A 24,776-nucleotide genomic window follows, 5' to 3' on the forward strand; every position below is an offset into this window, starting at 1 on the left:
ATACCCTTTTGTCGAAACGCTCATACGCCAAGACGATCGCGCAGGCTGTAATACGCCGCGCCCATCGCCGTGAATGGAATCCGCAGGCTGCGACCGCCCGGGAAGGGGTAGTGCGGAAGGTTGGCAAACGCATCAAAGCGCTCAGCGTCACCGCGCAACAGTTCCGAAATCAGCCGTCCGGCCAGGTGGGTGCAGGTCACGCCGTGGCCGCTGTAGCCCTGCATGTAATAGATGTTTTTATCCAGACGACCAAACTGCGGCATGCGCGACAGGGTCAGCAGGAAGTTGCCCGTCCAGCGGTAGTCGATTTTGACACCGGCCAGCTGTGGGAAGGTTTTCAGTAGCTTTGGCATCACCAGACGCTCGACATCGTCCGGATCGCGCGCGCCATAGACGACGCCACCGCCGTACAGCAGGCGGTTGTCGGCGGTAAGACGGTAGTAATCCAGCAGGTAGTTACAATCTTCCACGCAGTAGTTATTGGGGATCAGCGTGCGGACGAGCGCTTCCGGCAGCGGGGCGGTGGTCACAACCTGAGTGCCGCAAGGCATGCTGCGTTTTGCCAGTTCCGGTTCTATCTTATCGCCCAGATAGGCATTCCCGGCGACGATCACATAGCGGGCCGTCACCTGGCCATGCTGCGTGCTTACCACCGCCGGGCTGGTGTGCTGAATGGCGGTCACCGGGGACTGTTCATACACCCGCCCGCCGTTCAGGCGAATGGCGTCTGCTTCGCCGATCGCCAGGTTCAGTGGATGAATATGCCCCCCGCTGCGGTCCAGCAGCGCGCCGGTATAGCGTTCGCTGTCGACTTCCCGGCGGATGGCACTGGCGTCCAGCAACTCCAGCTGCGTATTGCCGTAGCGTTCCCAGTTGGCTTTTTGCTCCTCCAGCGTCTCGAGCTGCTTATGGTTTAGCGCCACAAACAGCCCGCCCGGACGATAGTCGCACTGGATCTGATAGCGCTGGATACGCTCCCGGATGATCTCCCCGCCTTCAAACATCATGCTCCCAAGGACTCTGGCGGCATCGGGACCGTAGTTTTTCTCAATTACGTCGATATCGCGGCTGTAAGAGTTAACCAGCTGGCCGCCGTTGCGTCCGCTGGCGCCGAAGCCGATGCGCGCCCCTTCAAGGAGCACCACGTCGTAGCCCATTTCGGCGAGATGCAGCGCGGAGGAGAGGCCGGTATAGCCGCCGCCCACCACGCACACGTCACAGCTGATCGACTCGTTAAGCGTCGGGAAAGGTTCGTAAGCGTTCGCGCTGGCCGCGTAGTAGCTGGTGGTATGTTCGGTCATGATTGAGACTCCAGGGCAATCCAGATGGTTTTCAGTTCGGTAAATTTTTCCAGCGCGTGCAGGGACTTATCGCGACCGTTGCCGCTCTGCTTATAGCCGCCAAAGGGTACGGTCATATCGCCGTCGTTATAGTTATTGACGAAGACCGAGCCTGCTTTCAGGCGGCGGCTCATGCGGTGCGCGCGGGAAAGATCGCGGGTCCATACCGCCGCGCCAAGCCCATATTCACTGTCGTTGGCCAGCGTTAAGGCTTCCTCTTCGGTTTTAAAACGGGTGACGACCAGCACCGGCCCGAAAATCTCTTCCCGGCACAGCGGGGAGGCAGGATCGATGTCGACAAAAATGGTGGGACCGACTGCACAAGGCCATGCTTGTTCCCGCCCGTCAAGCAGCAGCGTACCTTTTCGGGTTCCCTCGCGAATAAACGTGTGGACGGTATCGGCATGTGCAGCGTCGATGAGCATGCCCATCGTGCTGTCAGGGTCGAGCGGATCGCCCGGCTGCCAGTGACGGGCCTGCGCTTTCAGCTTTGCCAGAAAGTCATCGGCGATGCTGTCTTCGAGTAGCAGGCGGGTACCGGCGATACAGACTTGCCCCTGGTTATAAAAAATCCCGGCGGCGGTCGCGCTCAGGGCTTTGTCGAGGTCCGGACAGTCGGCAAAGATAATGTTGGCGCTCTTGCCGCCCGCCTCCAGCCAGACGCGCTTCATGTTGCTTTCTCCCGCGTCCTTCAACAGCTGCTTGCCGGTACGGGTAGAGCCGGTAAACGTCAGCACCTCGACCTCTGGATGCAGTGCCAGTGCCTGGCCCGCTTCGTGGCCGTAACCGCTTATCACATTCAGCACGCCGTCCGGCAGGCCTGCCTCTTTCGCCAGCCCGGCCAGCCGCAGGGCGGTGAGCGGTGATTTCTCCGACGGTTTCAATACCACGCTGTTGCCCGCGATCAGTGCCGGGCCCAGCTTCCAGCAGGCCAGCAGCAGCGGGAAGTTCCAGGGAACGATGGCCGCAACCACCCCGATCGGCTCGCGCACGATCATCGCCAGTTCGCCCGGCCCCGTAGGTGCCACTTCGCCGTAGACTTTATCCGCCGCTTCGGCGTACCAGCGAATGGCGCGCGCCGCGCCGGGAATATCGTCGCGCAGGCTGTGGCGGATGGGTTTACCGGTGTCCAGTGTTTCCAGTAAGGCCAGCTCTTCGCCGTGGCGTTCCATCAAATCGGCGAGCTTATTGAGCACGGCCTTGCGCTGCGCCGGAGACGCCTGCGACCAGTCACCGCGCTCAAATACCTCACGCGCCGCCTGAACTGCACGGTCCACGTCCGCCTGCTTGCCCCGGGCCACGTTCGCCAGCGTCTGTTGTGTCGCGGGATTGACGGTTTCAAATGTGGCATTATCGGCGGCGTCACAATAGGCACCGTTAATAAATAACCGGGTCTCAATGGCGCTGTTTTTTGCTTTATCCTGCCAGTAAGTCAGGTGCTGAAAATGCATATTCACTCCTTTCTTTCGCAATCAGATAAATAAGGTCATGGCCGTTTCAGGCAATACGAAGCCGTGGGGCATCCCGGGAATTAACCCATTGAATGCCGACATTGATCGTTTTTATTTGTCCCGGCGTAAGCGCACTTACGTCGGGACTGAGTGGTAATTAGAACGTGGTGGGGGTGTGGGCACTGATAATGCGGCAGATGCCTGCCGAGGTGTTGCTGAAGCTGTGCGGTATGCCGGTATTAATGGCATAGCTTTGCCCCGCAACCAGGTGATAAGGCTGGCCATTAATGGTCAGCACTATTTCACCTTCCAGTATCGTACCGATCTCCTCACCCTGGTGTTTGATCCTCTCTCCGGTCGTGGTTCCTGGCTGGTAAGTTTCAAAAATCATCGCCAGCGTACGGTTCGGATTTCCGTTATGAACCAGCTTCATCGAAACCCCCTGACTGCCTATTTCGATAAGGTCTTCCTGATTAATAACCACCTGCGGTTCATCAGGTTTTTCCGGTTCCGAAAAGAATTCCGAGAGCGACAGCCCATATACTTTCAGCAGCTTTTGCAGCGTACTGATGGCAGGACTGACTTTGTCCTGCTCAATGGTGCTGATGGCACTGTGTGTTAACCCAGACAGTTCGGCGGCACGCCGCTGCGAGAGACCCAATTGCTGGCGGATCTCAGACAGACGTTTCCCTGGCGCCAGTCCGTCATCGCTCATAGTTGCATTTCCTTTACGGTAGTGGTCAAAGCCGTTGCTTCTCGGCAATGTGGCTTTGACAGGCGGTGATAAAACCTTCAAACAACATGCGTGACAGGGCGTACTCGCTGCTGTTCCATTCGGGGTGCCATTGCACACCGAGGGCAAAAGGGTGGTCATGAACGCTGACCGCTTCAACGAGCCCGTCCGTCGAGCGGGCCTCCACGCGGAGCCGTGGTCCTAACGTCCGTGCACCTTGCCCGTGTAACGAGTTTACCCAAAATGTGTTACAGCCTGGTATTAATTGAGACAGCAGTCCTCCCTCCTGAACCTGAACTTCATGAGAAGGGGCGTATTGTAGCTCAACCGGCAGTTCAGGATCTTCCCGGTGCTCAAGCAGGTCGTTCTGCTCGAACAGGCGGCGATACAGCGTCCCTCCCGTGGCAACAACCATTTCCTGCAGCCCCCGGCAGATGGCGAAAATGGGGATGCGCCTTTCGAGCGCGGCAGCAATCAGCGCCATACTCAGAAGATCTCGCCCGGGATCGGCGTCAGGCTCATCGCCGTTTTCACCATAAAGGTGCGGCTGCACGTTACTTGGGCTGCCCGGCAGGTAAATTCCGTCCAGGGTTGGCAGCAGAGCGGTAATAAGCTCTGGCTCTGCCAGCGCATGCGGTAAGGCAACAGGTAAGCCCCCCGCGTTAATAATGGCATTCAGGTACTTTTCTTGCAGGGTCTGGGTCTCATGACCCTTAAGCCTGTTTCTGCACATCACCACGCCAATAACTGGCTTGTTCATTATATTTTCCATGATCGCCCTCACAAAGTGGACTAAATTTAGGCCATTCTCGCCTGTGAAACGGCCTTTTCGTTCAATATTTTCTCAATCTAGCAACGGGATCTGCCTTTTGCAAACTTAATTTAACATTTGACAAACAATTTGTTTGCATACAGATTCGATAGTGTGGACATTATATTTGACAGTCCAGAGCAGCGAACGCAAATCCCAAAAACGGTGGTAAATCATGGAAACCAATATCGTAGAAGTTGAGAACTTTGTGCAGCACACGGATGAGAGGCGGGGCAGCGCCTTTACGCAGGAAGTGAAGCGCTATTTAGAAAAGTATCCTGACACCCAGTTTATTGATGTCCTCCTGACCGACCTGAACGGCTGTTTTCGCGGCAAACGCATCCCGGTTGCCGGACTGAGCAAACTTGAAAAAGGCTGCTATTTCCCGGCATCGGTTTTCGCCATGGACATTCTGGGTAACGTTGTGGAAGAGGCAGGGCTGGGGCAGGAGCTGGGCGAGCCGGACTGTATCTGTGTGCCGGTGCCGGGCACCCTGACACCCTCCGCCGCCGACCCGGAGTATATTGGTCAGGTGCAGCTCACCATGGTCGATGAAGATGGCGCTCCCTTTGACGTTGAGCCGCGGAACGTACTCAACCGACTCTGGCAGCAGCTGCGCCAGCGCGGTCTGTTCCCCGTGGTAGCGGTAGAGCTGGAGTTCTATTTACTTGACCGTAAACGCGATGCCGACGGCTATCTGCAGCCACCCTGCGCGCCGGGCACCGACGTGCGTAACACGCAGAGTCAGGTCTACTCGGTTGATCATCTCAACCACTTTGCTGACGTGCTGAATGACATTGACGAACTGGCGCAGCTGCAGTTGATCCCCGCCGACGGGGCAGTGGCTGAAGCCTCCCCGGGCCAGTTTGAGATTAACCTGCACCATACGGAAAACGTGCTGGATGCCTGCGATGATGCGCTGGCGCTAAAACGTCTCGTCAGGCAGATGGCGGAAAAACACAAGATGCACGCCACGTTTATGGCAAAGCCGTATGAAGAACATGCGGGCAGCGGGATGCATATCCACATCAGCATGCAAAACAACAGAGGCGAAAACGTGTTCGCAGACGCCAGCGGTGAGGATTCCACGCTGCTGAAACGCGCGCTGGCCGGGATGATCGATCTGATGCCAGCGTCCATGGCACTGCTGGCGCCGAACGTCAACTCCTACCGCCGTTTCCAGCCGGGAATGTACGTGCCGACGCAGGCGTCATGGGGACACAATAATCGCACGGTTGCCCTGCGTATCCCCTGCGGCGATCGCCATAACCATCGGGTCGAATACCGGGTGGCGGGAGCAGACGCGAATCCGTATCTGGTGATGGCGGCGATTTTTGCCGGCATTTTACACGGGCTGGATAACGATTTACCCCTGCAGGAAGAAGTTGAAGGCAATGGTCTGGAGCAGGACGGATTGCCGTTCCCGATTCGTCAGAGCGATGCGCTGTGGGAGTTTATGCAAAACGATCACCTTCGCGAGCGACTGGGCGAACGTTTCTGCCACGTCTATCACGCCTGCAAAAATGATGAGTTACTGCAGTTCGAACGCCTGATTACCGAAACTGAAATCGAGTGGATGCTGAAAAACGCCTGATGACGTGCCCCGGTCAGGGGCCGCTTTGTTTCATTGCATACGTATCACCAAACGGCCTGCGCGGAGCCTGGCCGAACTGTTCGCTGGCACGCCAGCTATCTCCCGGGAGTCGCGTTATGGAGCGCAGGCGGCACAGGGACTTTCTTAACGACACTGTGTGACGAGGTAGGAAATGATGCAGATGTTCAACTATCCGCAGGGCGAAGGGGGCCAGTCAGGCGCCTGCTGTGAGTGCGAGCGAGAGACGCTGCGCTGGTACGATCGCGTATGTTCTTTACAACTTCCCCCTTTGCTAAGCAGGTTTGCGTTAAGGTCAACGCGATTGCAAACCACGGTAAGCATGGGGGGGATGGTTTATGGCGACTAATACATCTCTTGATTCGCCGGGCATGGCCGGAAGAACCCGGCTGCGCAGTTCCCTCAAACTCTGGCAGGTGGTGATGATGGGGCTGGCTTACCTCACCCCCATGACCGTGTTTGATACCTTCGGCATTGTGTCCGGTATCAGCAATGGCCACGTGCCCGCCTCGTATCTCCTGGCGCTGGCGGGCGTCATGTTTACCGCCATCAGCTACGGCAAACTGGTACGACAGTTCCCGGAAGCGGGCTCTGCGTACACCTACACGCAGAAATCGATCGGACCCCACCTGGGATTTATGGTCGGCTGGTCATCGCTGCTGGACTATCTCTTCCTGCCGATGATCAACGTGCTGCTGGCGAAGATCTACCTTTCCGCATTGTTCCCGGAAGTCCCACCGTGGGTGTGGGTGGTAGGGTTTGTGACGATCCTGACGCTGGCGAACCTGAAGAGTGTTAATTTGGTCGCCAACTTTAACACCCTGTTTGTGCTGGTGCAGATCGCTATCATGGTGGTGTTTGTCATACTCGTGGTGCATGGCCTGCACAAGGGGGAGGGCGTGGGCACCGTCTGGTCGCTGCAGCCGTTTATCAGCGAGAACGCACATCTGATCCCGATTATTACCGGCGCGACTATCGTCTGCTTCTCTTTCCTCGGGTTTGACGCGGTCACCACGCTGTCGGAAGAGACGCCAAACGCGGCGCGGGTTATTCCCAAAGCCATTTTCCTGACCGCACTGTATGGCGGGCTGATATTCATTGTTGCCTCGTTTTTCATGCAACTCTTCTTCCCGACGATTGCGCGCTTCAAGAACCCGGACGCCGCGCTGCCGGAAATTGCGCTGTACGTGGGCGGCAAGCTCTTCCAGTCGGTGTTTCTGTGTACCACGTTTGTGAATACGCTCGCTTCAGGCCTGGCTTCACACGCCAGCGTCTCACGCTTATTGTATGTGATGGGGCGTGACAACGTCTTTCCGGAGCGGGTGTTTGGCTACGTGCATCCGAAATGGCGTACTCCGGCCCTGAACGTCATTATGGTAGGGATAGTGGCGCTGTCGGCCCTGTACTTTGACCTCGTGACCGCGACGGCGCTGATCAACTTTGGCGCGCTGGTGGCGTTTACGTTTGTTAATCTCTCGGTGTACAACCATTTCTGGCGGCGTAAGGGGCTGAACAAAACGTGGAAAGATCGGTTCCACTATCTCCTGCTGCCACTCATTGGTGCCATAACGGTCGGCGTGCTGTGGATAAACCTCGAAGCGACGTCCCTGACGCTTGGCCTCATCTGGGCGGCACTGGGGGTCCTTTATCTGACATGGCTGACGCGCCGTTTCCGAAAACCGCCTCCGCAGTTTGAAGCCGCTAAGATAGAGCAGGCCTGGGATTCCTGAATGTAAAAACGGCACCAGTACGCTGGTGCCGTTTATCTGGATCGCTCGTCTTACCGGACATCAGCCAGCAGGCGGATTATCTCAGACGTTTATGAAGACTGGCACCCACCAGCAGTGACCCGCAGAGCATCAGCGCGATAAACCCGCCCACGCCGTTCCAGCCGTAGTTGTGCCAGAACACACCGCCCAGCGTCCCGGCGAAGCTGGAGCCAAGATAATAGCTAAACAGATACAAAGAGGATGCCTGGCCTTTGGCACGACGGGCGCGCGGGCCAATCCAGCTGCTGGCAACGGAATGCGCGGCGAAGAAACCGGCAGAGAAGAGCAGCATCCCGGTGAAAATCAGCCACAGGGACGAGAAGAGCGTCAGCAACAGGCCCAGCAACATCACGGCGGTTGAGACCAGCATCACCGGCCCACGGCCATAGCGGGCGGTCATCGCTCCGGCTTTTGGCGAGCTCCAGGTCCCGGTCAGATACGCCACGGAGAGCAGGCCCACCACCGCCTGGCTCAGATGCCACGGCGAAAGCATCAGACGATAGCCAATATAGTTAAACAGCGTGACGAACGATCCCATCAGCAGGAAGCCGGTCAGGAACAGCCGCGGCAGCCCTTTATCCCGCCAGTGCAGGCGGAAGTTGATAAACAGCGTTTTCGGACGCAGGGAGGTGGGGCGGAAGTGGCGTGATTCCGGCAGAATTTTCCAGAACATCAGCGCAGAGGCCAGTGCAAAGCAGCCAATCACCGCCAGCGCAATGCGCCAGTTAAAGAAGTCTGTAAACACGCCGCTCAGCAGGCGTCCGCTCATACCGCCAATGGAGTTCCCGCTGATGTACAGCCCCATGGAGAACGCGACAAAGCTCGGGTGGATCTCTTCACTGAGATAAGTCATCCCGACCGCCGCCACGCCGCTCAGGGATAACCCGATGAGCGCGCGCATCATCAGGATCCCGTGCCAGCTGGTCATCATGGTGGAGAGCAACGTACAAACCGACGCCAGCATCAGCGCGGTCACCATCACCTGTTTACGCCCAATGGCATCAGAGAGAGGGCCGGTAAAAAGCAGGCCGACAGCCAGCATCCCGGTTGAAATAGAGAGAGAAATACTGCTACTGGCCGGTGAGACGCCAAACTCATGTGACAGCACGGGAAGGATAGGCTGAACGCAGTAGAGCAGGGCAAAGGTTGCCAGACCGGCTGAGAACAGCGCCAGCGTGACGCGCATAAATTGGGAGGTACCACGTTTAATAAACTGCGCCGGCTGAGAAGCTGCGGGTAAATCATCGATATCGCGTGCCGGTTCGATATCAACGGTAGATGTACGACTCACACATGTTCCTTGCTTAAACATCCCCGTGGTTTCTGGTGACGGGTATGACCACCCCTTCAGGGTAGGAAAATGTAAATATTCTGTCTAATATATTAATAATCTCAAATGATACTTATAAAATATGAATATCGAACTGCGTCATTTACGCTACTTTGTCGCGGTGGCAGAAGAACTCCATTTTGGCCGCGCCGCCGCGCGCCTGAACATTTCGCAGCCGCCGCTCAGCCAGCAAATTCAGATCCTGGAGCAGCAGATTGGCGCCCGTCTTCTCGCCCGCACCAACCGTAGCGTGAGCCTGACGGCGGCAGGCAGGCAATTTCTGGCCGACAGCCGACAAATTCTGAGCATGGTTGACGACGCCGCCGCCCGCGCAGAGCGGCTCTACCTGGGGGAAGCCGGTGAATTGCGCATCGGGTTTACCTCGTCTGCCCCGTTTATCAGCGCCGTCTCGCAAACCCTGTCGTCGTTTCGCCGTGACTTCCCGGACGTGCATATTCAGACGCGCGAAATTAATACCCGGGAACAAATTGCTCCGCTGAATGAAGGGGCGCTGGATTTAGGGCTGATGCGCAACACTCAACTGCCGGACTCGCTGGCGTGGCAGGTGATCCTGCGTGAGCCGCTGATGGCGATGATCCCGCGCGATCACCCCCTGGCGTCGAAGCCTGCCGTCACGCTGGCGGAGCTGGCGAAAGAGCCGTTTGTCTTTTTCGACCCGCAGGTGGGAACCGGTCTGTATGACGATATTCTGGGCCTGATGCGCCGCTACGATCTCGCCCCGGTCATTACCCAAGAGGTAGGAGAGGCGATGACGATAATAGGTCTGGTCGCCGCCGGGCTGGGGGTTTCTATTCTCCCGGCCTCCTTTAAACGGGTACAATTGCGTGAAATGTGCTGGGTTCCGCTTGCCGAAGACGACGCGGTATCGGAGATGTGGCTGGTGTGGTCCAGACATCATGAACAGAGCAATGCGGCACAGCGTTTTAAAAAGCAGCTTATCACCGCCTCTGCCGGGCGATATTTATAGGGAAAAATGGGCAAAAATGTGCAGTAAATCACATGGCTAAGTAAATATTTGACGACGGCCATGCAAGTGCTTCACCATAGCCCAAAGTTTATTTCGAAGCTCGAAAATAAGGGAGTACGAGGTGGTTGCTGATAGTCAGCCAGGGCATATTGATCAGATTAAGCAGACCAACGCTGGCGCGGTATATCGCCTGATTGATCAGCTTGGTCCGGTTTCGCGTATCGATTTGTCGCGCCTGGCCCAACTGGCTCCCGCCAGTATTACCAAGATTGTTCGCGAAATGCTGGAAGCCCACCTGGTTCAGGAGACGGAGATTCAGGAGCCGGGGAGCCGGGGTCGTCCGGCGGTCGGGCTGGTGGTGGAGACGGAAGCGTGGCATTACCTGTCGCTGCGCATCAGCCGGGGTGAGATCTTTCTTGCGCTGCGCGATCTCAGCAGCAAGCTGGTGGTAGAAGACCGGCTGGAGCTGCCGCTTAACGCAGATCAACCGCTTCTTGAGGCGATTGTCACACATATCGATCACTTCTTTATTCGTCACCAGCAGAAACTTGAACGCTTAACGGCGATTGCCATCACCATGCCGGGCATTATTGATACCGAGAACGGCATTGTGCACCGCATGCCGTTTTATGAAGACGTTAAAGAGATGCCGCTGGGTGAGGTCCTGAAAAACCATACCGGCGTACCGGTCTACATTCAGCATGACATCAGCGCCTGGACTATGGCGGAGGCGCTGTTTGGCGCGTCACGCGGGGCGCGGGATGTCATTCAGGTGGTGATCGACCATAACGTCGGGGCGGGCGTCATCACCGACGGACGCCTGTTGCATGCGGGCAGCAGTAGCCTGGTGGAGATCGGCCACACGCAGGTCGATCCCTACGGGAAACGCTGCTACTGCGGCAACCACGGCTGCCTGGAGACCATTGCCAGCGTGGAAAGCGTGCTGGAGCTGGCGCAGGTGAGGCTCAGCCAGTCCATGAGCTCCTCGTTGCACGGGCAACCCCTGACGGTAGATTCCTTGTGCACAGCGGCGCGGCAGGGCGATCTGCTGGCTAAGGACATCATTACTGGCGTAGGGAATAACGTCGGGCGCATTCTCGCCATTATGGTGAATCTGTTTAACCCGCAAAAAATCCTGATCGGCTCCCCGCTCAGCCAGGCGGCGGATATCCTCTTCCCGGCGATCTCGGCCTGCATTAATCAACAGGCGCTGCCCGCTTACAGCAAAAACATTGTGGTCGAAAGCACGCAGTTTTCGAACCAGGGCACCATGGCCGGCGCCGCGCTGGTAAAAGATGCAATGTATAACGGCTCCTTACTGATCCGCCTGCTGCAGGGCTAACTCTTTTCCACAGACTTACTAAAAATTGCGCTATCTCAAGCCGGATAGCGCACGCTTCCCGTAGACTTCCCCCACTGAATTATTTACCTGGTTTATATTTTCGAAGCATACCCAAGAGGTGGAATGAGTCATGCTTAAGCGTTTCTTTGTTACTGGTACAGATACCTCTGTCGGCAAGACTGTTGTATCGCGCGCGTTGCTACAGGCGCTGGCAGCAAGCGGTAAACGTGTTGCAGGGTACAAACCGGTCGCAAAAGGCAGTAAAGAGACGCCAGAGGGGCTGCGTAATAAAGATGCCCTGGTTTTACAAAGCGTCTCATCCCTGGAGCTGCCTTATGACGCGGTCAATCCTATTGCCCTGAGCGAAGAGGAGAGCAGCGTGGCGCACAGCGGGCTGATAAATTACACCCTGCTGTCGGATGGGCTGGCGAACCTGAGCGAGAAGGTTGATCACGTTGTGGTTGAAGGCACGGGCGGCTGGCGCAGCCTGATGAACGATTTGCGTCCGCTTTCCGAGTGGGTGGTGCAGGAGCAACTGCCGGTGGTGATGGTGGTGGGCATCCAGGAGGGGTGTATCAACCATGCGCTGCTCACGGCGCAGGCGATCGCCAATGATGGCCTGCCGTTAGTGGGCTGGGTGGCAAACCGTATCAACCCGGGCCTTGCGCACTATGCAGAAATCATCGACGTGCTGAGCAAAAAACTGCCCGGCCCTCTGGTGGGCGAACTGCCTTATTTGCCGCGCGCCGAGCAGCGCGAACTAGCGCAGTACATCGATCTCTCTGCTCTCGGCAGTGTGCTGGCCGTAGATCGAGTCGTGGCGTAACGTTCGCGAGAGCACGGACGCAACAACGCAGGCAATCAGCAGGCCGGGTAGCAGAAAATACTGCCCGGTCATTTCACACACCATCAGCGCCGACATAATAGGCGCATGCGTCGTGGCAGCGAGCAACGTCGCCATCCCCGCCAGTCCCAGCAAAATCGCCGTTTCAGAACCCGGTAGCCACAGCGCAAAAAGCTGCGCAAACAGCATTCCTGTCGCCAGCCCGACAAACAGCGTCGGCGTGAAGACCCCGCCCGGTGCGCCCGAACCGCTGCTTGCCAGGACCGCCAGCAGCTTACAGATAAACACGCCCGCAATAACGGACAGCAGCGGCGGTGAGAGCAGAAAGGCCTGCACCACGCTATAGCCGTTACCCCACACTTTGGGCGTAAGAAGCGACAACATCCCGACGATCAGCCCCCCGAGCGCCAGCTGCCAGGGTGGTGAGAGTTTGAGACGCAGAAACAGGGCGTGGCTAACCGTCATCAGCCACATCAGCAGCGGGCCGCAGACGCCCGCCAGCAGACCGATGATAACGATCAATCCGTAATCGCCCGCAGTGAGCGTTTCGCTGAGATGCACCTCATACAGCGTGGTAGCGCCAGGGCTTAACAGACGCGTCGTCAGCAGCGCGACGACGGCCGCAATGACTACCGGGCCGAGCGAGGCCAGCATCAGCGTGCCGAACAGGATTTCCGCAATAAACAGGCTTCCGGCTAGCGGCGCGTGGTAGGCGCTGGCCATTCCCGCCGCAGCCCCGCAGGCTATCCATAATTTCCATTCGGACTTCGGCGTAAAGCGCTGCGCAAACAAGGAGGCGGCGAGGGCAGCGAGCAGGATCATCGCGCCTTCACGCCCGATGGCGCTTCCGCTGGAAACCACCAGCAGTGACGCCAGGGATTTGACCAGGCTGGCACCGTAATCGAACTGCCCGTCACCCGTTTCCAGCGCTTCCATATAATCCGTAGGCGCATGCGGGCGTTGCGCCGTCAGCCGCTGCCACCCCCACAGCAACAATCCGGCTGCCAGGCCGCCAAGAGCAGGCGTGAGCATGCGACGCCAGGGGGACAACGCCGCCGCGGCATTCACCAGGCTGCCGCTGTCGTTACTGAGAAACAGCCACTCCAGCAGATACATGCTGTGGCGAAACACGGCAACGGCCAGCGCGGCCAGTACGCCCGTGACGGTGGCAATCAGAAGCCGGCGAAACATCGCGCGGATATCGGGGTAAGTATGAAGACGTTGCATGGGTCGCGAGTAAACGAGATCGGTATTCTATTGTGATAGGAACTCAACCAGTATGCAAATGAGTGTTTATAGGGGTGTTCTAAATATTTAAGTTGTTTATTTTTAGTGGTGATTTATTTGGTTGTTAAATATTAACCAAATGTGCGGAATAAATCTGGTTAACTCATATTCATAGTAAAATTCCTTTTTTATTAACGAAAAGGAAAAGGGAATTCTTTATGAGTAATCAATTTACTAATTACCGGAGCGTAACGCATGGGTTACCGTACCGATAATTTTGGTCGGGGACAGGCGCTTGAGAATGATAAAACGACTACCGGTGCCAGGTGTATTGCGTCTATTACGGACAGCACCGAATTTGGACGCAGAATTCTCAGGGTAGGTGATAAAACCACTCCCTGTCCTAAATGTGGCAGGAAGGGCGTGATTGTATCAGGTGAGGAACGGGTGACATTTCACGGCGTACCCGTCGCCGTTCACGGTTCAAAAGTACACTGTGATTGCCCACTAGGTTCAAATCGGGTAATTGCTCCCGCAGGTCAGTGGCTGGGACGTGGCCGAGACCCGGTTGATGTTGCCAGGGAACAACACGCCGCCAGGCTGGCAGCAGAAAAGCAGGCTGAAGAAAACCGCAGAGAGGAGGAAAGGGAGCGCAACCGGGTATTTGCAAAATCCTGCCTGCGGGGGGATGGCTGCAATGATGCCGGTGACGAGCGCGAACCCCATACTAATTTTGCCGATATGGCATTTTTCCTGGCCATGCCGGCCAGCGACCCGGCAACCGATTCAGACACCCCGCAGCACGCGCAGACCGCCAGAAAGAAAAAGCCAGAGGATATCCCCAGACCGAAAAAGCGCAGCGCCCTTTATCGCTGGTGGAACGGCAACCAGGAGGAGATGGATTATCAGGCCGCTGTTGCCGCCGCAACTGCAGCTACGCGCGCGCAGACGGCCACAGCGGGCGCAAGCCTGCTGGAGCTGATAAGCGGCAGGGCGCTGACCTACGGCACATGGGCGGTGCGTGGTGCCGCCGGGCTGGGTGAAATAGCTGCCGCCGGAGCGGGCGCACCCGTGGCCGGGCTGCTGGTGGGAATGATGCCCGGCAGGCTGAACGACGGCGAACAGGACTTTATTGACCGTATGCGCCTGGCGCAGATGCGTGAAGCCCCGAGCAGGGTGCGCTATACGTGGGAGAGCAACAGCCGGGGGAACCCGGTGCCGCATGGCTGGCACACGCCGCCTGGCCGGGACAGTGTGCGCGTCAGAAAAATGGAGTACGACAGTAGCGCGCAGGCGTACACCTTCACCACGGAGGAAGAACCGCGCATCACCATCGTGTGGACGCCTGACCGAACAGACGAGAAAAAGCCGTGGAACACCGGCGACCAGGCGCGGCCAGTGCTGCCGAACCCGGTCGTTGTTGACCCGCTGCCCGTTAACACCGGCATAACGGCGACCACCAGCCCGGCACAGGAAGAAAAGCGTTTCGCGGATTACATTCTGATCCTGCCGTTCCCTGACCTGCCGCCGATTTATATCTACCTGAGCAAACCACCGGTGGAGTTTCTGGAAGTCGAGCTATACAGTGACTTTAAACGCCGTTCGCGGCAGGGGATGTATGAGGCGGATCACATGCCGTCCAGAGCTGCTGTTGATGCATATCTGAGAGCTAATTATCCGTTGCTAGATGATGACGAGATACTTGCGCTGACTGATAAAGTTGCTGCCATCGTGATCCCGAAAGATATGCATCACAAAATAAGCGAGACATATGGTGGACGTAATACGCCTACACAAATTGATCTTGACTCCAGGAACCTCAGGGCAGCAGTGGATCGCAATCTGGATGCCATAAAACCGGCATTGAAAGATCATGGCGCGACCGAAATTCAGATCGAAGCAGCAAGGGTGAAAATGCATAAAATAAATAGTGAAGCGGGGCTGTACAAATGACGGTAAACGTTGAAGCGCTGATAAATAGTCTTGGTAAGTCTTATCAATATATGCTTGATAAGGATTTAATTCCGTATAAGACTGCCCCGAAGGGATCTTCTGGAACACCGACCATCAACCTTGAAATGGCTCAGGAAGGGATTTTTCTTTCTTTCTGGCGAGAGGGGCGGATTTTGAAATCTGTCACACTCAGAATTCAGCACGAACCTGCGTCCAGTTGGACATTTCCTAATGAACTACCAGCACCCTTGCAGGCGTCTATGTCACGCAAATGGGTTAATGAAAATCTTGGAGAGCCGCTACGAAGCGCGCCGCCTTACACTGTAATGAATAGGGATTATGGTTGGACAGACCTCTATGAGGTAAAGGATCACGATATTCCCACGAGCATGCAGATTAACTATGACGTAGAGGATAGCGTGAGGTCTATAACCTATATGCTAACGTCAGAGCTTCGCTGGTAATGCTCTATACAAGCCCCGAAAGGGGCTTTTCTGGTATAATTCTCAATTCTCACTGTGAATATTCAGCGCCCTGCGCGTACGCCCTGAGCTGAGGTACTCCGCGATATAGTCCTGCGAAATCTCACCGTTATAGCGACCCTCTTCATCCACAATCGGCATCCAGCTGGTGTTGCTTTCATACAGGCGGGAGAGCACCACGCGCAGGTTATCTTCCGCTTTGCCGGTCATGCGGAACGGATGCAGGATATCGGCACAGGTGCCGCTGGCGTTGCGCGCTTCCCGGCGTTTCACAAACCCCAGCGGTTTACCGTGCTCGTCCACCACGGTGATGGCGCGGATATCGTGATCATCCATGGTGGCAAAGGCCTCTGGAAGCGGGGTAGAGCCGCGTACAGTGAAAGTAGGCTGCTGGTCGGTGACGTCGCCTGCCGACACCAGCAGCAGGCGCTTCAGAGTGCGGTCCTGACCCACAAACGAGCCGACAAACTCGTTCGCCGGCTTCGCCAGCAGCTCGTCCGGGCTGGCGCACTGGACAATCTTCCCCTGACGGAAAACGGCGATACGATCGCCCAGCTTCAGGGCTTCATCGATATCGTGGCTGACCAGCATCACGGTTTTCTTCAGCTTGCGCTGCATCTCCAGAAACTGGTTCTGGATCACTTCACGGTTGATGGGGTCCACCGCGCCGAAGGGCTCATCCATCAGCAGTACCGGCGGATCGGCCGCCAGCGCGCGGATCACGCCGATACGTTGCTGCTGGCCGCCGGACATCTCGCGCGGATAGCGGTGAAGAAACTTACGCGGATCCAGCGCCACCATATCCATCAGCTCTTCGGCACGGGTTTTACACCGGGCTTTATCCCAGCCCAGCATGCGCGGCACCACGGTAATGTTCTCTTCGATGGTCATGTTCGGGAACAGGCCAATTTGCTGAATCACGTAGCCGATGTTGCGGCGCAGCGTCACCGTATCCATCCCGCTGGTGTCTTCACCGTTAATCAGGATCGTGCCGCTGCTTGGCGTAATCAGGCGGTTGATCATCTTAAGGGTGGTGGTTTTCCCGCAGCCGGACGGGCCGAGCAGGACGCACATTTCCCCTTCGGGCACGTTCAGGTTGACGTTGTCCACGGCCTTAAAGGTCTGGCCATGCTTCTGTGAAAAATGTTTGGTGAGGTTTTCCAGTTTTATCATTATCGAATCCCCTTCGGAGTCAGTACCACCTGCAGACGGTGCAGCAGCCAGTCGAGCACAATCGCTAAAAGACAAATCATCAGTGCCCCCGCAATCAACATGCGGATATCGCTCCCGCCGATGCCGTTAAGCAACAGCAGGCCCAGGCCGCCCGCGCCAATCACGGCGGCAATCGCCATTACGCCGATGTTCATCACCACGGCGGTGCGGATGCCGCCGAAAATCACCGGTAGCGCCATGGGAATTTCAACCCAGCGCAGCCGCTGCCAGAAGGTCATGCCGATGCCGCGTCCGGCCTCACGCAGACCCGGCGGCAGGCTGTCCAGCGCGGTATGGGTGTTGCGTACAATCGGCAGCAGCGAGTAGAGAAACACCGCGGTAATGGCGGGCAGGGCACCAATGCCCTGACCGATCAGCGAAAACAGCGGGATCATTAGGCCAAACAGTGCGATGGACGGAATGGTCAGCACGATGGTCGCGATGCCCAGCACCGGTGTCGCCAGCCATTTGTGACGGACAATTAAAATGCCGAGCGGAACGCCGATAATAATGGCCAGGCCAACCGCCAGCGCCACCAGCCACAGATGCTGCAGCGTCAGGGTTAAGAGGTAATCCCAGTTATCCAGAATGTAGTGAATCGTCTCCATAGCGCCTCCTACAACAGCTTTTTGCTACGCAGGAAATCACGGGCGACCTGCTGCGGTGACTGATGATCGATATCCACCTTCTTGTTCAGCTCGGTGATAACGTCGTTGTTGAGCTGGGCGGAGAGGGTGTTAAGCGCCTCTTCCAGCCCCGGGTTCGCCTCCAGCGTGTCTTTACGCACCACCGGGGTGACGGCATAGCTCGGGAAGAAGCCTTTATCATCTTCCAGTACTTTGAGGTCGAAACCTTTCACGCGGCCGTCGGTGGTGTAGATCAGCCCGGCATCAACAAAACCGTCGCGCACCGCGTTATATACCAGACCGGGATCCATCTGGCGGATCTGCGGACGGTCCAGCGCCATGTTGTAGGCCTTCTGCAGCGGCTTCATCCCATCGCTGCGCCCGGCAAACTCAAGATCCAGTCCCAGCAGCCAGTTTTTATCCGGGTTGGTTTTACGCACCTGCTCAATCTTCGCCACCATCTCAGACATGGTGTTGATATGTTCCGCTTCGGCGCGTTTACGCTGCATGGCGAAGGCATAGGTGTTGTTCATATCGGCGGGTTTGAGCCAGACCAGACCGTGCTTCGCGTCCAGACGCTTAACCGTCTCGTAAGACTCCTGCGGCGACATGCGTTTGTTGATGTGGTTAAAGATGATCAACGATGTACCAGTGTACTCCCAGGTCATATCAATCTGTTTGTTGATCATCGCGTTACGGGAGATAACGGTCGCAATATTGGTTTGCGGCTGCACCTGGAACCCTTTCTTTTGCAGGTACTGCACGGTCATGGCCGAGAGAATATGCTGCTCGGTAAAGCTCTTGGTCGCCAGAATCAGCGGGGCGGCTATCGCCTGGCTGGTGAAGAGCGCCGCGGCACACAGCGCCGTCAGGCTGGATATTAGTCTCATGAAAGCTCCTTGTTATTGTTATCGAGCGAGATGGGGACTCATCACGCGACCCAGCGCAGCCAGCAAGGTGTCGAGGATCAGGGCAAACAGCGCGGTGGCCGCCGCGCCCAGGATCAGCGTCGGGAAGTCGTTCAGGTAGATGCCGGGGAAAATCAGCTCGCCGTAGCTGCTGGCGCCAATCAGGAAGGCCAGCGGAGCTGTACCCACATTAATGGCGGTGGCGATGCGGATGCCCGAGAGCATCACCGGCCAGGCGTTAGGTAACTCCACCTGGCGCAGACGCTGCCATTTGGTCATCCCAATTCCGTTTGCCGCTTCCAGTAACGACGACGGCACCGAGCACAGCCCGGCGTAGGTATTGCGCACAATCGGCAGCAGCGAGGCAAGAAACAGGGCGATGATGGCTGGCGTATCGCCAATGCCAATCACCACCATCGCCAGCGCCAGAACGGCCAGCGGCGGCAGGGTGTTGCCGATGTTGAAGATTTGCATCACGTATTCGGCTACCCCACGCGCCGCCGGGCGGCTGAGCAGGATACCCGCCGGAATGCCAACCAGCAGTGCGAAGAACATCGAGGAAAATACGAGGATTAAATGCTGTTGCCCGAGGTAGATCAGGTCAACCTGACGCGCCTTGATCGTCTCCAGCCCAATGCCCCAGGTGAGGAGGGCCAGAACCAAGATAATGGCGCCGACAAACAGCAGCGAGCGTTTGAGTAATGGATGCATTGCGGTGTGTCTCCCTGTGCGCATGCGTTATCGCAACCAGAGGTTGCCTGTTGTTATGCCATGTTTCGGCAGGGGTAGTTGACCTATAGCAAGTGTTTGGGAAGGGTTCCAGCGAAGGGGAAAAATCAGTAACCCTATGAAACTAGTGACAACCTTGATTAAGCCTTATGAGGTAAGGGCTGGCTGTGGTGCAGGCAGAATAATCTTAAAGCGAAGCGTAGTGTGTGACGCTGTCACAAAATGCGCCCGCATTTCATCGTGCGGGCGGGGGGAGCGTCACAACTGAGACGTTTGCCAGATGGACTCCAGCCCTTGCCGGTAAGTGGTGACGGTGAAGGCGGGAAAACGCTGCTTAAATTTGGCAGAGTCAAACAGGTTGTCTGATTCGTACCTCGGCAATAGCTCGCGGATTTCCCGGGCGTTGTGAGAAAACAGACCCGCAGCGGCGAAGGCCATTTTGCTGATAACGGTATAGTCAGCACGCTTGCCGAAAATCTCACCGGCAAGGGTGACAAACTGTTGATACGTCAGCCTTTCGTCGCAGCAGGGAAGATGCCAGGTTTGACCATACGCGTCCGAGGTATTGCCCAGCAACGCCAGCGCGCGGCTGGCATCCGGCGTCCAGATGAGTGTGCGAAGCTTATCGTCACGTACCGGAACGCGTGGGCGTTTATTACGCTTCAGTCTGTCGATGACCAGCGCGTTGGTGAAACTCTGCGTCCTGGCGGGCCCATAGAATTCGGGGGCGCGACCAATAAGGACGGGAATATCACCGCGCGCCATTTCGTCCAGCACCCTGTTTGCCATCATGGCGCGTACCTTTCCTTTGCGCCCCCGTGGCGCGAACGGCGTCTCTTCAGTTTGCGGCACGTCGTTCTGCGGATACATATAGGTATTGTCAAAATAGACAAATCTCGCGCCCGCGGCCCGGGTGGCATTCAGGACATTGTCCAGCATGGTGGGGAACTGACGCTCCCACAGGGCTGAATCCGGGGGTAAACCTGCGGTGAAATAGACCGTGTCGCTGCCTTTCACTGCCTCATGAGCCTGCCGGGCATCCAGAAGATCGGCAGAAAATGTGGTATCGCTGTCGTTAACTTTCTGCGGATGGCGGCTGACCAGCCTCAGATTGTCGGTATATCCGCGTTTAAGCTCGCGGGCAAGTTCACGGGCAATTTGCCCGCTGGCACCCAGAATGGTTTGCATTGTCGCTCCTGATAACATGACGATTCGATTGACCGTATAAAAAGTTTAAGCTTAAAGTTAACTTTAAGGTCAATATGCAAAAGAAGATGAGATGAAAATTGGCGAGCTGGCGAAAATGACGGGCATAACCCCGTCGCGAATTCGCTTTTATGAGGCAGAAGGTTTGCTGCCAAAACCTGGCCGACAGGGGAACGGCTACCGCAAATACTCCCCCGAAACGGCGGCGCTGCTGAAAATAATCGACAACGCCCAGCGTACCGGGTTTACGCTGGAGCAAATCCGGCGTTTTCTGCCGCAGCCGCACCAGCCCTGGGATCATGCGGAACTGGTCCAGTCCCTGAAGACACGTATTTCGGAGATAGAGGCGATGCAGCAGCAGCTTGAGGAAAACCGCCAGGCGCTGCTGGATCTGGTCGCCAGCATCACGAACAGACCTGACGGCATCTCCTGTGACGACAACATGCAACGCCTGCTGGGACAGTTGCAGAACTCAGACGGTAGCCCGAACCCGGCGAACCCGCGTTGAGACGGTGATAATAGAGACGACGGCGACCACGGTGAGCATCACGCCCAGCGCCAGCATCGCATTAAACCCAATCCACCGGAACAGGAGCAACCCTGCGATACCGCCCGTAATAAACGAGAACAGGGTGGTTAAGTGGGTTTTAAGCTGGCTTTTCTGCGCCGCTGTATCTTTGGAGTAATCCCGGCGCAGCATCGCCACCACCACCGAGGCCAGCGATATTCCCGCGTCCGTCAGCGTGCCGGTGATGTGCGTTGATCTCACCCGGCCGCTGGAGAGCTGGGTGGAGGTGGAATTGTGGATCCCCATCAGACCACAGAGAAAGATAATAATCGTGCGGTTGCTGGTGAGGGCATGGAAATACATCTCGTAAACCGAAATACCGGTCAGTAATAACCCTTCAACAAAGAGGATCTGGCAAAAAACCAGCCGGATATTATGGATAATGCCCCAGATAACAATAATGCGCGCAAGAATGGCACCCGTGACAAACGCCAGAATAATGGAGCCAAAGAAAATAATATCGTTCAGATCGGTGGAAGAGACTTCGCTGGATAATTGTGAGGTATTGCCGGTCATGTGAGAGGGGAAAAAGCCAAATGCCCCAAGAGCGATGGCGTTGAGCAAGCCGGCGGATGTCGCCAGCCAGAGGGCTAACCGGCGATCCTCCTGATGCGTTCGTTCTTTTTTGAGTTTAATCAGCAAGAATACCTCCGGGGTGAGCTTTGCCTGAAACGTCAGGCTAGCAAAGCGGTACAACGGACAGTCCAGGATATGGCTTAATTATTATTCCCTCTGACGAGATGCAGGGTTTTGTAATTAAATAAAATATCCTTGCTGAATATAGGGCCGTGGGGAATTCAGACCATGCCGTTATTTCCGTGTCGCAAAAATGCCGGGCGCTGATTAAGACGTTCAAACCAGGCATCAATGGCAGGCACCGCGGGTTTGTCAAAAGGCGTCATCTTCCAGCGGTTCACCGACAGCCCCAACACTACATCTGCAAGCGTAAACGTTTCGCACGCAGTAAAGGCGCCGGTGCGCTGCAACTGCTGCTCCAGAATGCCGATGCAGTGGTTCCACTCTTTTATCCCGGCGGCAATCCGCACGGGATCGTTATAGTCCGGGTTTTTGCGGCCCAGCGCCGGAAAGACATAGCGCCACGCGTTGTTGAATTCGGTTGCCTGCCAGTCCATCCAGCGCTCGACGTTAGCGCAGGTCTGCGGCTGCGATGGCAGCAGGTCATCGCGCCCGGCTTTGCGCACCAGGTAGCGGCAGATTGAATTCGATTCCCACAGCACAAAATCGCCGTCGATCAACACCGGCACCATGGCGTTGGGGTTCAGGGCGCGGAAGGCGTCCGTTTCCGTCGAGGCAAATCCGCTGCCGTAATCTTCCTGCTGATATGCAATTCCGGCTTCTTCGCAGGTCCAGAGGACTTTACGCACGTTGATGGAGGTGGTTTTGCCGAGGATGGTGATCATGGGTCAGGTGTCCTGCACTGGAATGAATGGTTTAAAAACAATACATCAGTTTTGTGAAAGAGGTCGGGGCAAAATTAGGTGATGAGTGCGCTGGATTGGGGGAGCGATACCGTCTTTCTGGAAGGAGCCTCGCAAACCTAAAAGTAACCCGGTGAAAATGAGGGTTAATGCTTTTATTCCGATTACCTGGGTCGTAAAGTGACGGCGTTGCGGCACATCCGCAATCGGGTGTAGGAACCCGGATCTCACAGTGCGACTTTATTTTGTCGCAACAGTGCATATGCCGTTAAAATCACGGTGGCGCTGGCGGAGCAGCCGTTAAGGCTGGCCGTTTTCTCTGTGGGCGGTATTCCTACCTCCGTCAGCGCTGCCCCCTCGAGCGTAGGAACTCATCGGGTGGTTAATTCAATTTCATACACTGAGGATGCCTTATGGCTACTATCCCAACCCTGTCTTACCTGCAATCTGACGAAAACATTATTCAGCAACTTATTACCCGACCCCTTCCGGTTGACGCCGACCTCTTTGACGTGGCGGACAACTGCGCCGCGCTGGTGACCGTGCTGGTCGAAAGCGATGACAGCGTCATTTGCACTGCGCTCTGTGAGCGTCTGCTGCAAGCGCTTCTTCGACTCCGCGAACTCTGCGATGCCGATCTCCCGCCGAACCTTATTGAACAGTTGATTGTGGGAGAGAAAATGACCTCCTGCGTGCCCGACTGCTGGCACGACACCGCTACTCAGATAGACTATGCGCTGGCACTTACCCAAGCCGTTAAAGGGGGGACATTGCCTGCGAACGTTGCGAAAGAGCTTACTGGGCTGCTGCACGATATGATTTGGCTTCTGGCGGAGTTTGTGAAGGAGCCGCGAATTGTGGCGCACTGAGTGCGGGCAGGCATTGTTAGCTGCTTAGAGGGTGGTGTGGGAAAGGGGCTAAGGTGAGCCCCTCTAAGGTTTTTTTGAGGCTTCTGTTGAGACTGGGGGTAAATGGCTACTATGAGCCAGATACGGACGGTTCTCTACTGATTGAACCACAATCTGGTGAGACGCTAAATGTAGCTCAAATAACCGCTCATGAAAGTCTTTTTTTTGCCGATATAACACGGAAGTTTATGTACTGAAGTTAAGTATGTTTCTTTAGTGACTGTGATAAAGACATGGTTTTTATTAGATAAGGAATAATGATGATTAGAATTTTAGGGCTTATATTTTTGTTACTTATGACAGGGTGTTCAACGCCTGGAAAACCAGCTTTCTATTATACCTGGACACAGTACAAAACCGGTGTTGAAGTGATGCTGGTCAATGAACCGCAGTACAAAGATGGTTTTGATGGAATTCTTCGTATTGACGATAAAGGCAAATACGCAGTAATGGCTATATACAACGGTGGGGATATGTCGAGTCACTTCGGATATGTCACCAGGGACAGTCTCGAAAGTTGGATAACTATGTACACTGACTTTTTAAAATGGGATCCGCAAAATCCAGCGCAGCCGACAAAATTCACTATTCTGGATAATCTTTCGTGGACCCATAAAGACTACGATGTTGAGTATCGATTCGTGAACGGTAAAAAGCTATTTGTTATCAATAAGCACAGTACTGGAAACTGGTTTGTGGACTTCTCAGAGCTCTCCATGGATGAAGCCAATGTCGCAAAGCTGACTGATGTCTATCTCGCTCTGAGACAGAAGCTGAAATAGCCAGTCAACAGCTCTCGGTTGGGCCTCATTTGGAGGTTTTCCGTGACTGTCAGAGATAATCTAATCGTCTGCATTGTACCTCTCCGTTGAATGTAATGCAGACTTAGCAATGTCCGCTTCTGGCACTGAGCGGACAAGCCCGCTTGCTTGTCGGGCTCTGGCCTCGCCAGTTTCGCCGATGAGACCATGCCCCGCCTGTCGTAAAATGGCCGTTTGTGCGACGGCCATCATGGATTATCCCCATACTCTTAATATCCGAAACCAATCAGCCATCCGTTGAACGGGTTAGTTTTTCCCATTGTTCAATTTCCTTACCTAACGCTTCGAGTTTTTGTCGTACCAAACTTAATGCATCACTGCCTAGCAACAGATGAGTAGGAGGATTTTGGCTCTCGATCAATGCAAGCATGGCTGACCTGCCCCCACGATTAGATACAACACTCAGTTAGTAACGTCGGAATCTTCATTCTCAGAATGACCCTTTCTCCAGCCCGCTGCAAATTCAGACGGTGTCTG

The 24,776-nt window shown here is 55.9% G+C and carries 24 protein-coding genes and 1 pseudogene; 11 read left to right on the forward strand and 14 right to left on the reverse strand.

What is annotated here, in order from left to right:
• Positions 1–20: 20 nt before the first annotated feature.
• The 4 genes from ACOTX3_RS22505 to puuD form a co-directional block, all read right to left on the reverse strand.
• Positions 21–1,301: an NAD(P)/FAD-dependent oxidoreductase gene (locus ACOTX3_RS22505; RefSeq protein ID WP_058679530.1), complete on the reverse strand. Its 1,281-nt coding sequence runs from the start codon at positions 1,299–1,301 to the stop codon at positions 21–23.
• Complete coding sequence (puuC, locus tag ACOTX3_RS22510; RefSeq protein ID WP_058679529.1) at positions 1,298–2,791, reverse strand: aldehyde dehydrogenase PuuC; 1,494 nt, start codon at positions 2,789–2,791, stop codon at positions 1,298–1,300. The genes ACOTX3_RS22505 and puuC overlap by 4 nt, the downstream gene beginning before the upstream one ends.
• Positions 2,792–2,948: 157 nt before the next feature.
• Entirely contained in the window at positions 2,949–3,506 is a 558-nt protein-coding gene (puuR, locus tag ACOTX3_RS22515) for an HTH-type transcriptional regulator PuuR (RefSeq protein ID WP_013096835.1), read from the reverse strand.
• 25 nt (positions 3,507–3,531) lie between these two features.
• Positions 3,532–4,296 carry a gamma-glutamyl-gamma-aminobutyrate hydrolase gene (puuD, locus tag ACOTX3_RS22520; RefSeq protein ID WP_014831700.1) on the reverse strand — a complete coding sequence of 255 codons (765 nt, stop codon included), beginning with the start codon at positions 4,294–4,296 and terminating at the stop codon, positions 3,532–3,534.
• 214 nt (positions 4,297–4,510) lie between these two features.
• On the opposite strand from puuD, the gene ACOTX3_RS22525 reads away from it, so the two are divergent.
• The 3 genes from ACOTX3_RS22525 to ACOTX3_RS22535 all read left to right on the forward strand — a co-directional run bounded on the left by ACOTX3_RS22525 (position 4,511) and on the right by ACOTX3_RS22535 (position 7,677).
• Positions 4,511–5,929, forward strand: a complete 1,419-nt coding sequence (locus ACOTX3_RS22525; RefSeq protein ID WP_058679528.1) for a glutamine synthetase family protein — start codon at positions 4,511–4,513, stop codon at positions 5,927–5,929.
• 181 nt (positions 5,930–6,110) lie between these two features.
• Positions 6,111–6,296, forward strand: a complete 186-nt coding sequence (locus ACOTX3_RS22530) for a hypothetical protein (protein ID WP_418250462.1) — start codon at positions 6,111–6,113, stop codon at positions 6,294–6,296.
• Positions 6,286–7,677 carry an APC family permease gene (locus tag ACOTX3_RS22535; protein WP_058679527.1) on the forward strand — a complete coding sequence of 464 codons (1,392 nt, stop codon included), beginning with the start codon at positions 6,286–6,288 and terminating at the stop codon, positions 7,675–7,677. The genes ACOTX3_RS22530 and ACOTX3_RS22535 overlap by 11 nt, the downstream gene beginning before the upstream one ends.
• Positions 7,678–7,753: 76 nt before the next feature.
• Here ACOTX3_RS22535 and ACOTX3_RS22540 read toward each other — a convergent pair whose 3' ends face one another.
• Entirely contained in the window at positions 7,754–9,007 is a 1,254-nt protein-coding gene (locus ACOTX3_RS22540; protein ID WP_058679526.1) for an MFS transporter, read from the reverse strand.
• A 121-nt stretch (positions 9,008–9,128) separates the two neighbouring features.
• On the opposite strand from ACOTX3_RS22540, the gene ACOTX3_RS22545 reads away from it, so the two are divergent.
• From ACOTX3_RS22545 to bioD, 3 genes are all read left to right on the forward strand, one after another.
• A complete protein-coding gene (locus ACOTX3_RS22545; RefSeq protein WP_023620317.1) occupies positions 9,129–10,034 on the forward strand; it encodes a LysR family transcriptional regulator in 906 nt (301 codons plus the stop codon).
• Positions 10,035–10,155: 121 nt separating this feature from the next.
• Positions 10,156–11,376: a sugar metabolism global transcriptional regulator Mlc gene (mlc, locus tag ACOTX3_RS22550; protein ID WP_013096827.1), complete on the forward strand. Its 1,221-nt coding sequence runs from the start codon at positions 10,156–10,158 to the stop codon at positions 11,374–11,376.
• A gap of 130 nt (positions 11,377–11,506) precedes the next feature.
• A complete protein-coding gene (gene bioD / locus ACOTX3_RS22555) occupies positions 11,507–12,202 on the forward strand; it encodes a dethiobiotin synthase (protein WP_013096826.1) in 696 nt (231 codons plus the stop codon).
• On the opposite strand, the gene clcB is transcribed toward bioD, so the two are convergent.
• Complete coding sequence (gene clcB / locus ACOTX3_RS22560) at positions 12,137–13,447, reverse strand: voltage-gated ClC-type chloride channel ClcB (protein ID WP_013096825.1); 1,311 nt, start codon at positions 13,445–13,447, stop codon at positions 12,137–12,139. The genes bioD and clcB overlap by 66 nt on opposite strands.
• A 255-nt stretch (positions 13,448–13,702) precedes the next feature.
• Here clcB and ACOTX3_RS22565 point away from each other — a divergent pair, with 255 nt between their 5' ends.
• Both ACOTX3_RS22565 and ACOTX3_RS22570 read left to right on the forward strand, forming a co-directional pair.
• Complete coding sequence (locus tag ACOTX3_RS22565; protein WP_127869186.1) at positions 13,703–15,400, forward strand: S-type pyocin domain-containing protein; 1,698 nt, start codon at positions 13,703–13,705, stop codon at positions 15,398–15,400.
• Entirely contained in the window at positions 15,397–15,864 is a 468-nt protein-coding gene (locus ACOTX3_RS22570) for a DUF6392 family protein (RefSeq protein WP_044158498.1), read from the forward strand. Before ACOTX3_RS22565 ends, ACOTX3_RS22570 begins: the two co-directional genes overlap by 4 nt.
• A 42-nt stretch (positions 15,865–15,906) precedes the next feature.
• Here ACOTX3_RS22570 and osmV read toward each other — a convergent pair whose 3' ends face one another.
• The 5 genes from osmV to ACOTX3_RS22595 form a co-directional block, all read right to left on the reverse strand.
• The gene (gene osmV / locus ACOTX3_RS22575; protein ID WP_013096823.1) at positions 15,907–17,055 is read right to left on the reverse strand and encodes an osmoprotectant ABC transporter ATP-binding protein OsmV; all 1,149 of its coding nucleotides are present in this window, start codon (positions 17,053–17,055) and stop codon (positions 15,907–15,909) included.
• Positions 17,055–17,702 carry an osmoprotectant ABC transporter permease OsmW gene (gene osmW / locus ACOTX3_RS22580; protein WP_006808875.1) on the reverse strand — a complete coding sequence of 216 codons (648 nt, stop codon included), beginning with the start codon at positions 17,700–17,702 and terminating at the stop codon, positions 17,055–17,057. Before osmW ends, osmV begins: the two co-directional genes overlap by 1 nt.
• 8 nt (positions 17,703–17,710) lie before the next feature.
• Positions 17,711–18,610: an osmoprotectant ABC transporter substrate-binding protein OsmX gene (gene osmX, locus ACOTX3_RS22585; RefSeq protein ID WP_013096822.1), complete on the reverse strand. Its 900-nt coding sequence runs from the start codon at positions 18,608–18,610 to the stop codon at positions 17,711–17,713.
• An 18-nt stretch (positions 18,611–18,628) separates the two neighbouring features.
• Entirely contained in the window at positions 18,629–19,339 is a 711-nt protein-coding gene (osmY, locus tag ACOTX3_RS22590; protein ID WP_058679525.1) for an osmoprotectant ABC transporter permease OsmY, read from the reverse strand.
• A 276-nt stretch (positions 19,340–19,615) separates the two neighbouring features.
• Positions 19,616–20,545 (reverse strand): NAD-dependent epimerase/dehydratase family protein, encoded by a 930-nt coding sequence (locus ACOTX3_RS22595; RefSeq protein WP_058679524.1) that lies wholly within the window; start codon positions 20,543–20,545, stop codon positions 19,616–19,618.
• A gap of 91 nt (positions 20,546–20,636) precedes the next feature.
• On the opposite strand from ACOTX3_RS22595, the gene ACOTX3_RS22600 reads away from it, so the two are divergent.
• On the forward strand, positions 20,637–21,071 hold the full coding sequence (locus ACOTX3_RS22600; protein WP_048971296.1) for a MerR family transcriptional regulator: 435 nt from the start codon (positions 20,637–20,639) through the stop codon (positions 21,069–21,071).
• Here the strand turns inward: ACOTX3_RS22600 and ACOTX3_RS22605 are convergent.
• Together ACOTX3_RS22605 and ACOTX3_RS22610 are read right to left on the reverse strand one after the other, a co-directional pair.
• On the reverse strand, positions 21,036–21,773 hold the full coding sequence (locus ACOTX3_RS22605; protein WP_048971298.1) for a YoaK family protein: 738 nt from the start codon (positions 21,771–21,773) through the stop codon (positions 21,036–21,038). The genes ACOTX3_RS22600 and ACOTX3_RS22605 overlap by 36 nt on opposite strands.
• A 155-nt stretch (positions 21,774–21,928) precedes the next feature.
• Positions 21,929–22,552: a glutathione S-transferase family protein gene (locus tag ACOTX3_RS22610; protein WP_058679523.1), complete on the reverse strand. Its 624-nt coding sequence runs from the start codon at positions 22,550–22,552 to the stop codon at positions 21,929–21,931.
• A gap of 431 nt (positions 22,553–22,983) precedes the next feature.
• Between ACOTX3_RS22610 and ACOTX3_RS22615 the strand changes: the two genes are divergently transcribed.
• Together ACOTX3_RS22615 and ACOTX3_RS22620 are read left to right on the forward strand one after the other, a co-directional pair.
• Positions 22,984–23,439, forward strand: a complete 456-nt coding sequence (locus ACOTX3_RS22615; RefSeq protein WP_058679522.1) for a hypothetical protein — start codon at positions 22,984–22,986, stop codon at positions 23,437–23,439.
• Positions 23,440–23,735: 296 nt separating this feature from the next.
• Positions 23,736–24,260: a hypothetical protein gene (locus tag ACOTX3_RS22620; RefSeq protein WP_223813270.1), complete on the forward strand. Its 525-nt coding sequence runs from the start codon at positions 23,736–23,738 to the stop codon at positions 24,258–24,260.
• A 265-nt stretch (positions 24,261–24,525) separates the two neighbouring features.
• Here ACOTX3_RS22620 and ACOTX3_RS22625 read toward each other — a convergent pair.
• Positions 24,526–24,672: pseudogene (locus ACOTX3_RS22625) on the reverse strand (short-chain dehydrogenase/reductase); the annotation flags it as partial.
• Positions 24,673–24,776 lie beyond the last annotated feature (104 nt).

Source organism: Enterobacter cloacae complex sp. IR5384 (assembly GCF_049237265.1).
Taxonomy (GTDB): Bacteria; Pseudomonadota; Gammaproteobacteria; order Enterobacterales; family Enterobacteriaceae; genus Enterobacter; species Enterobacter cloacae.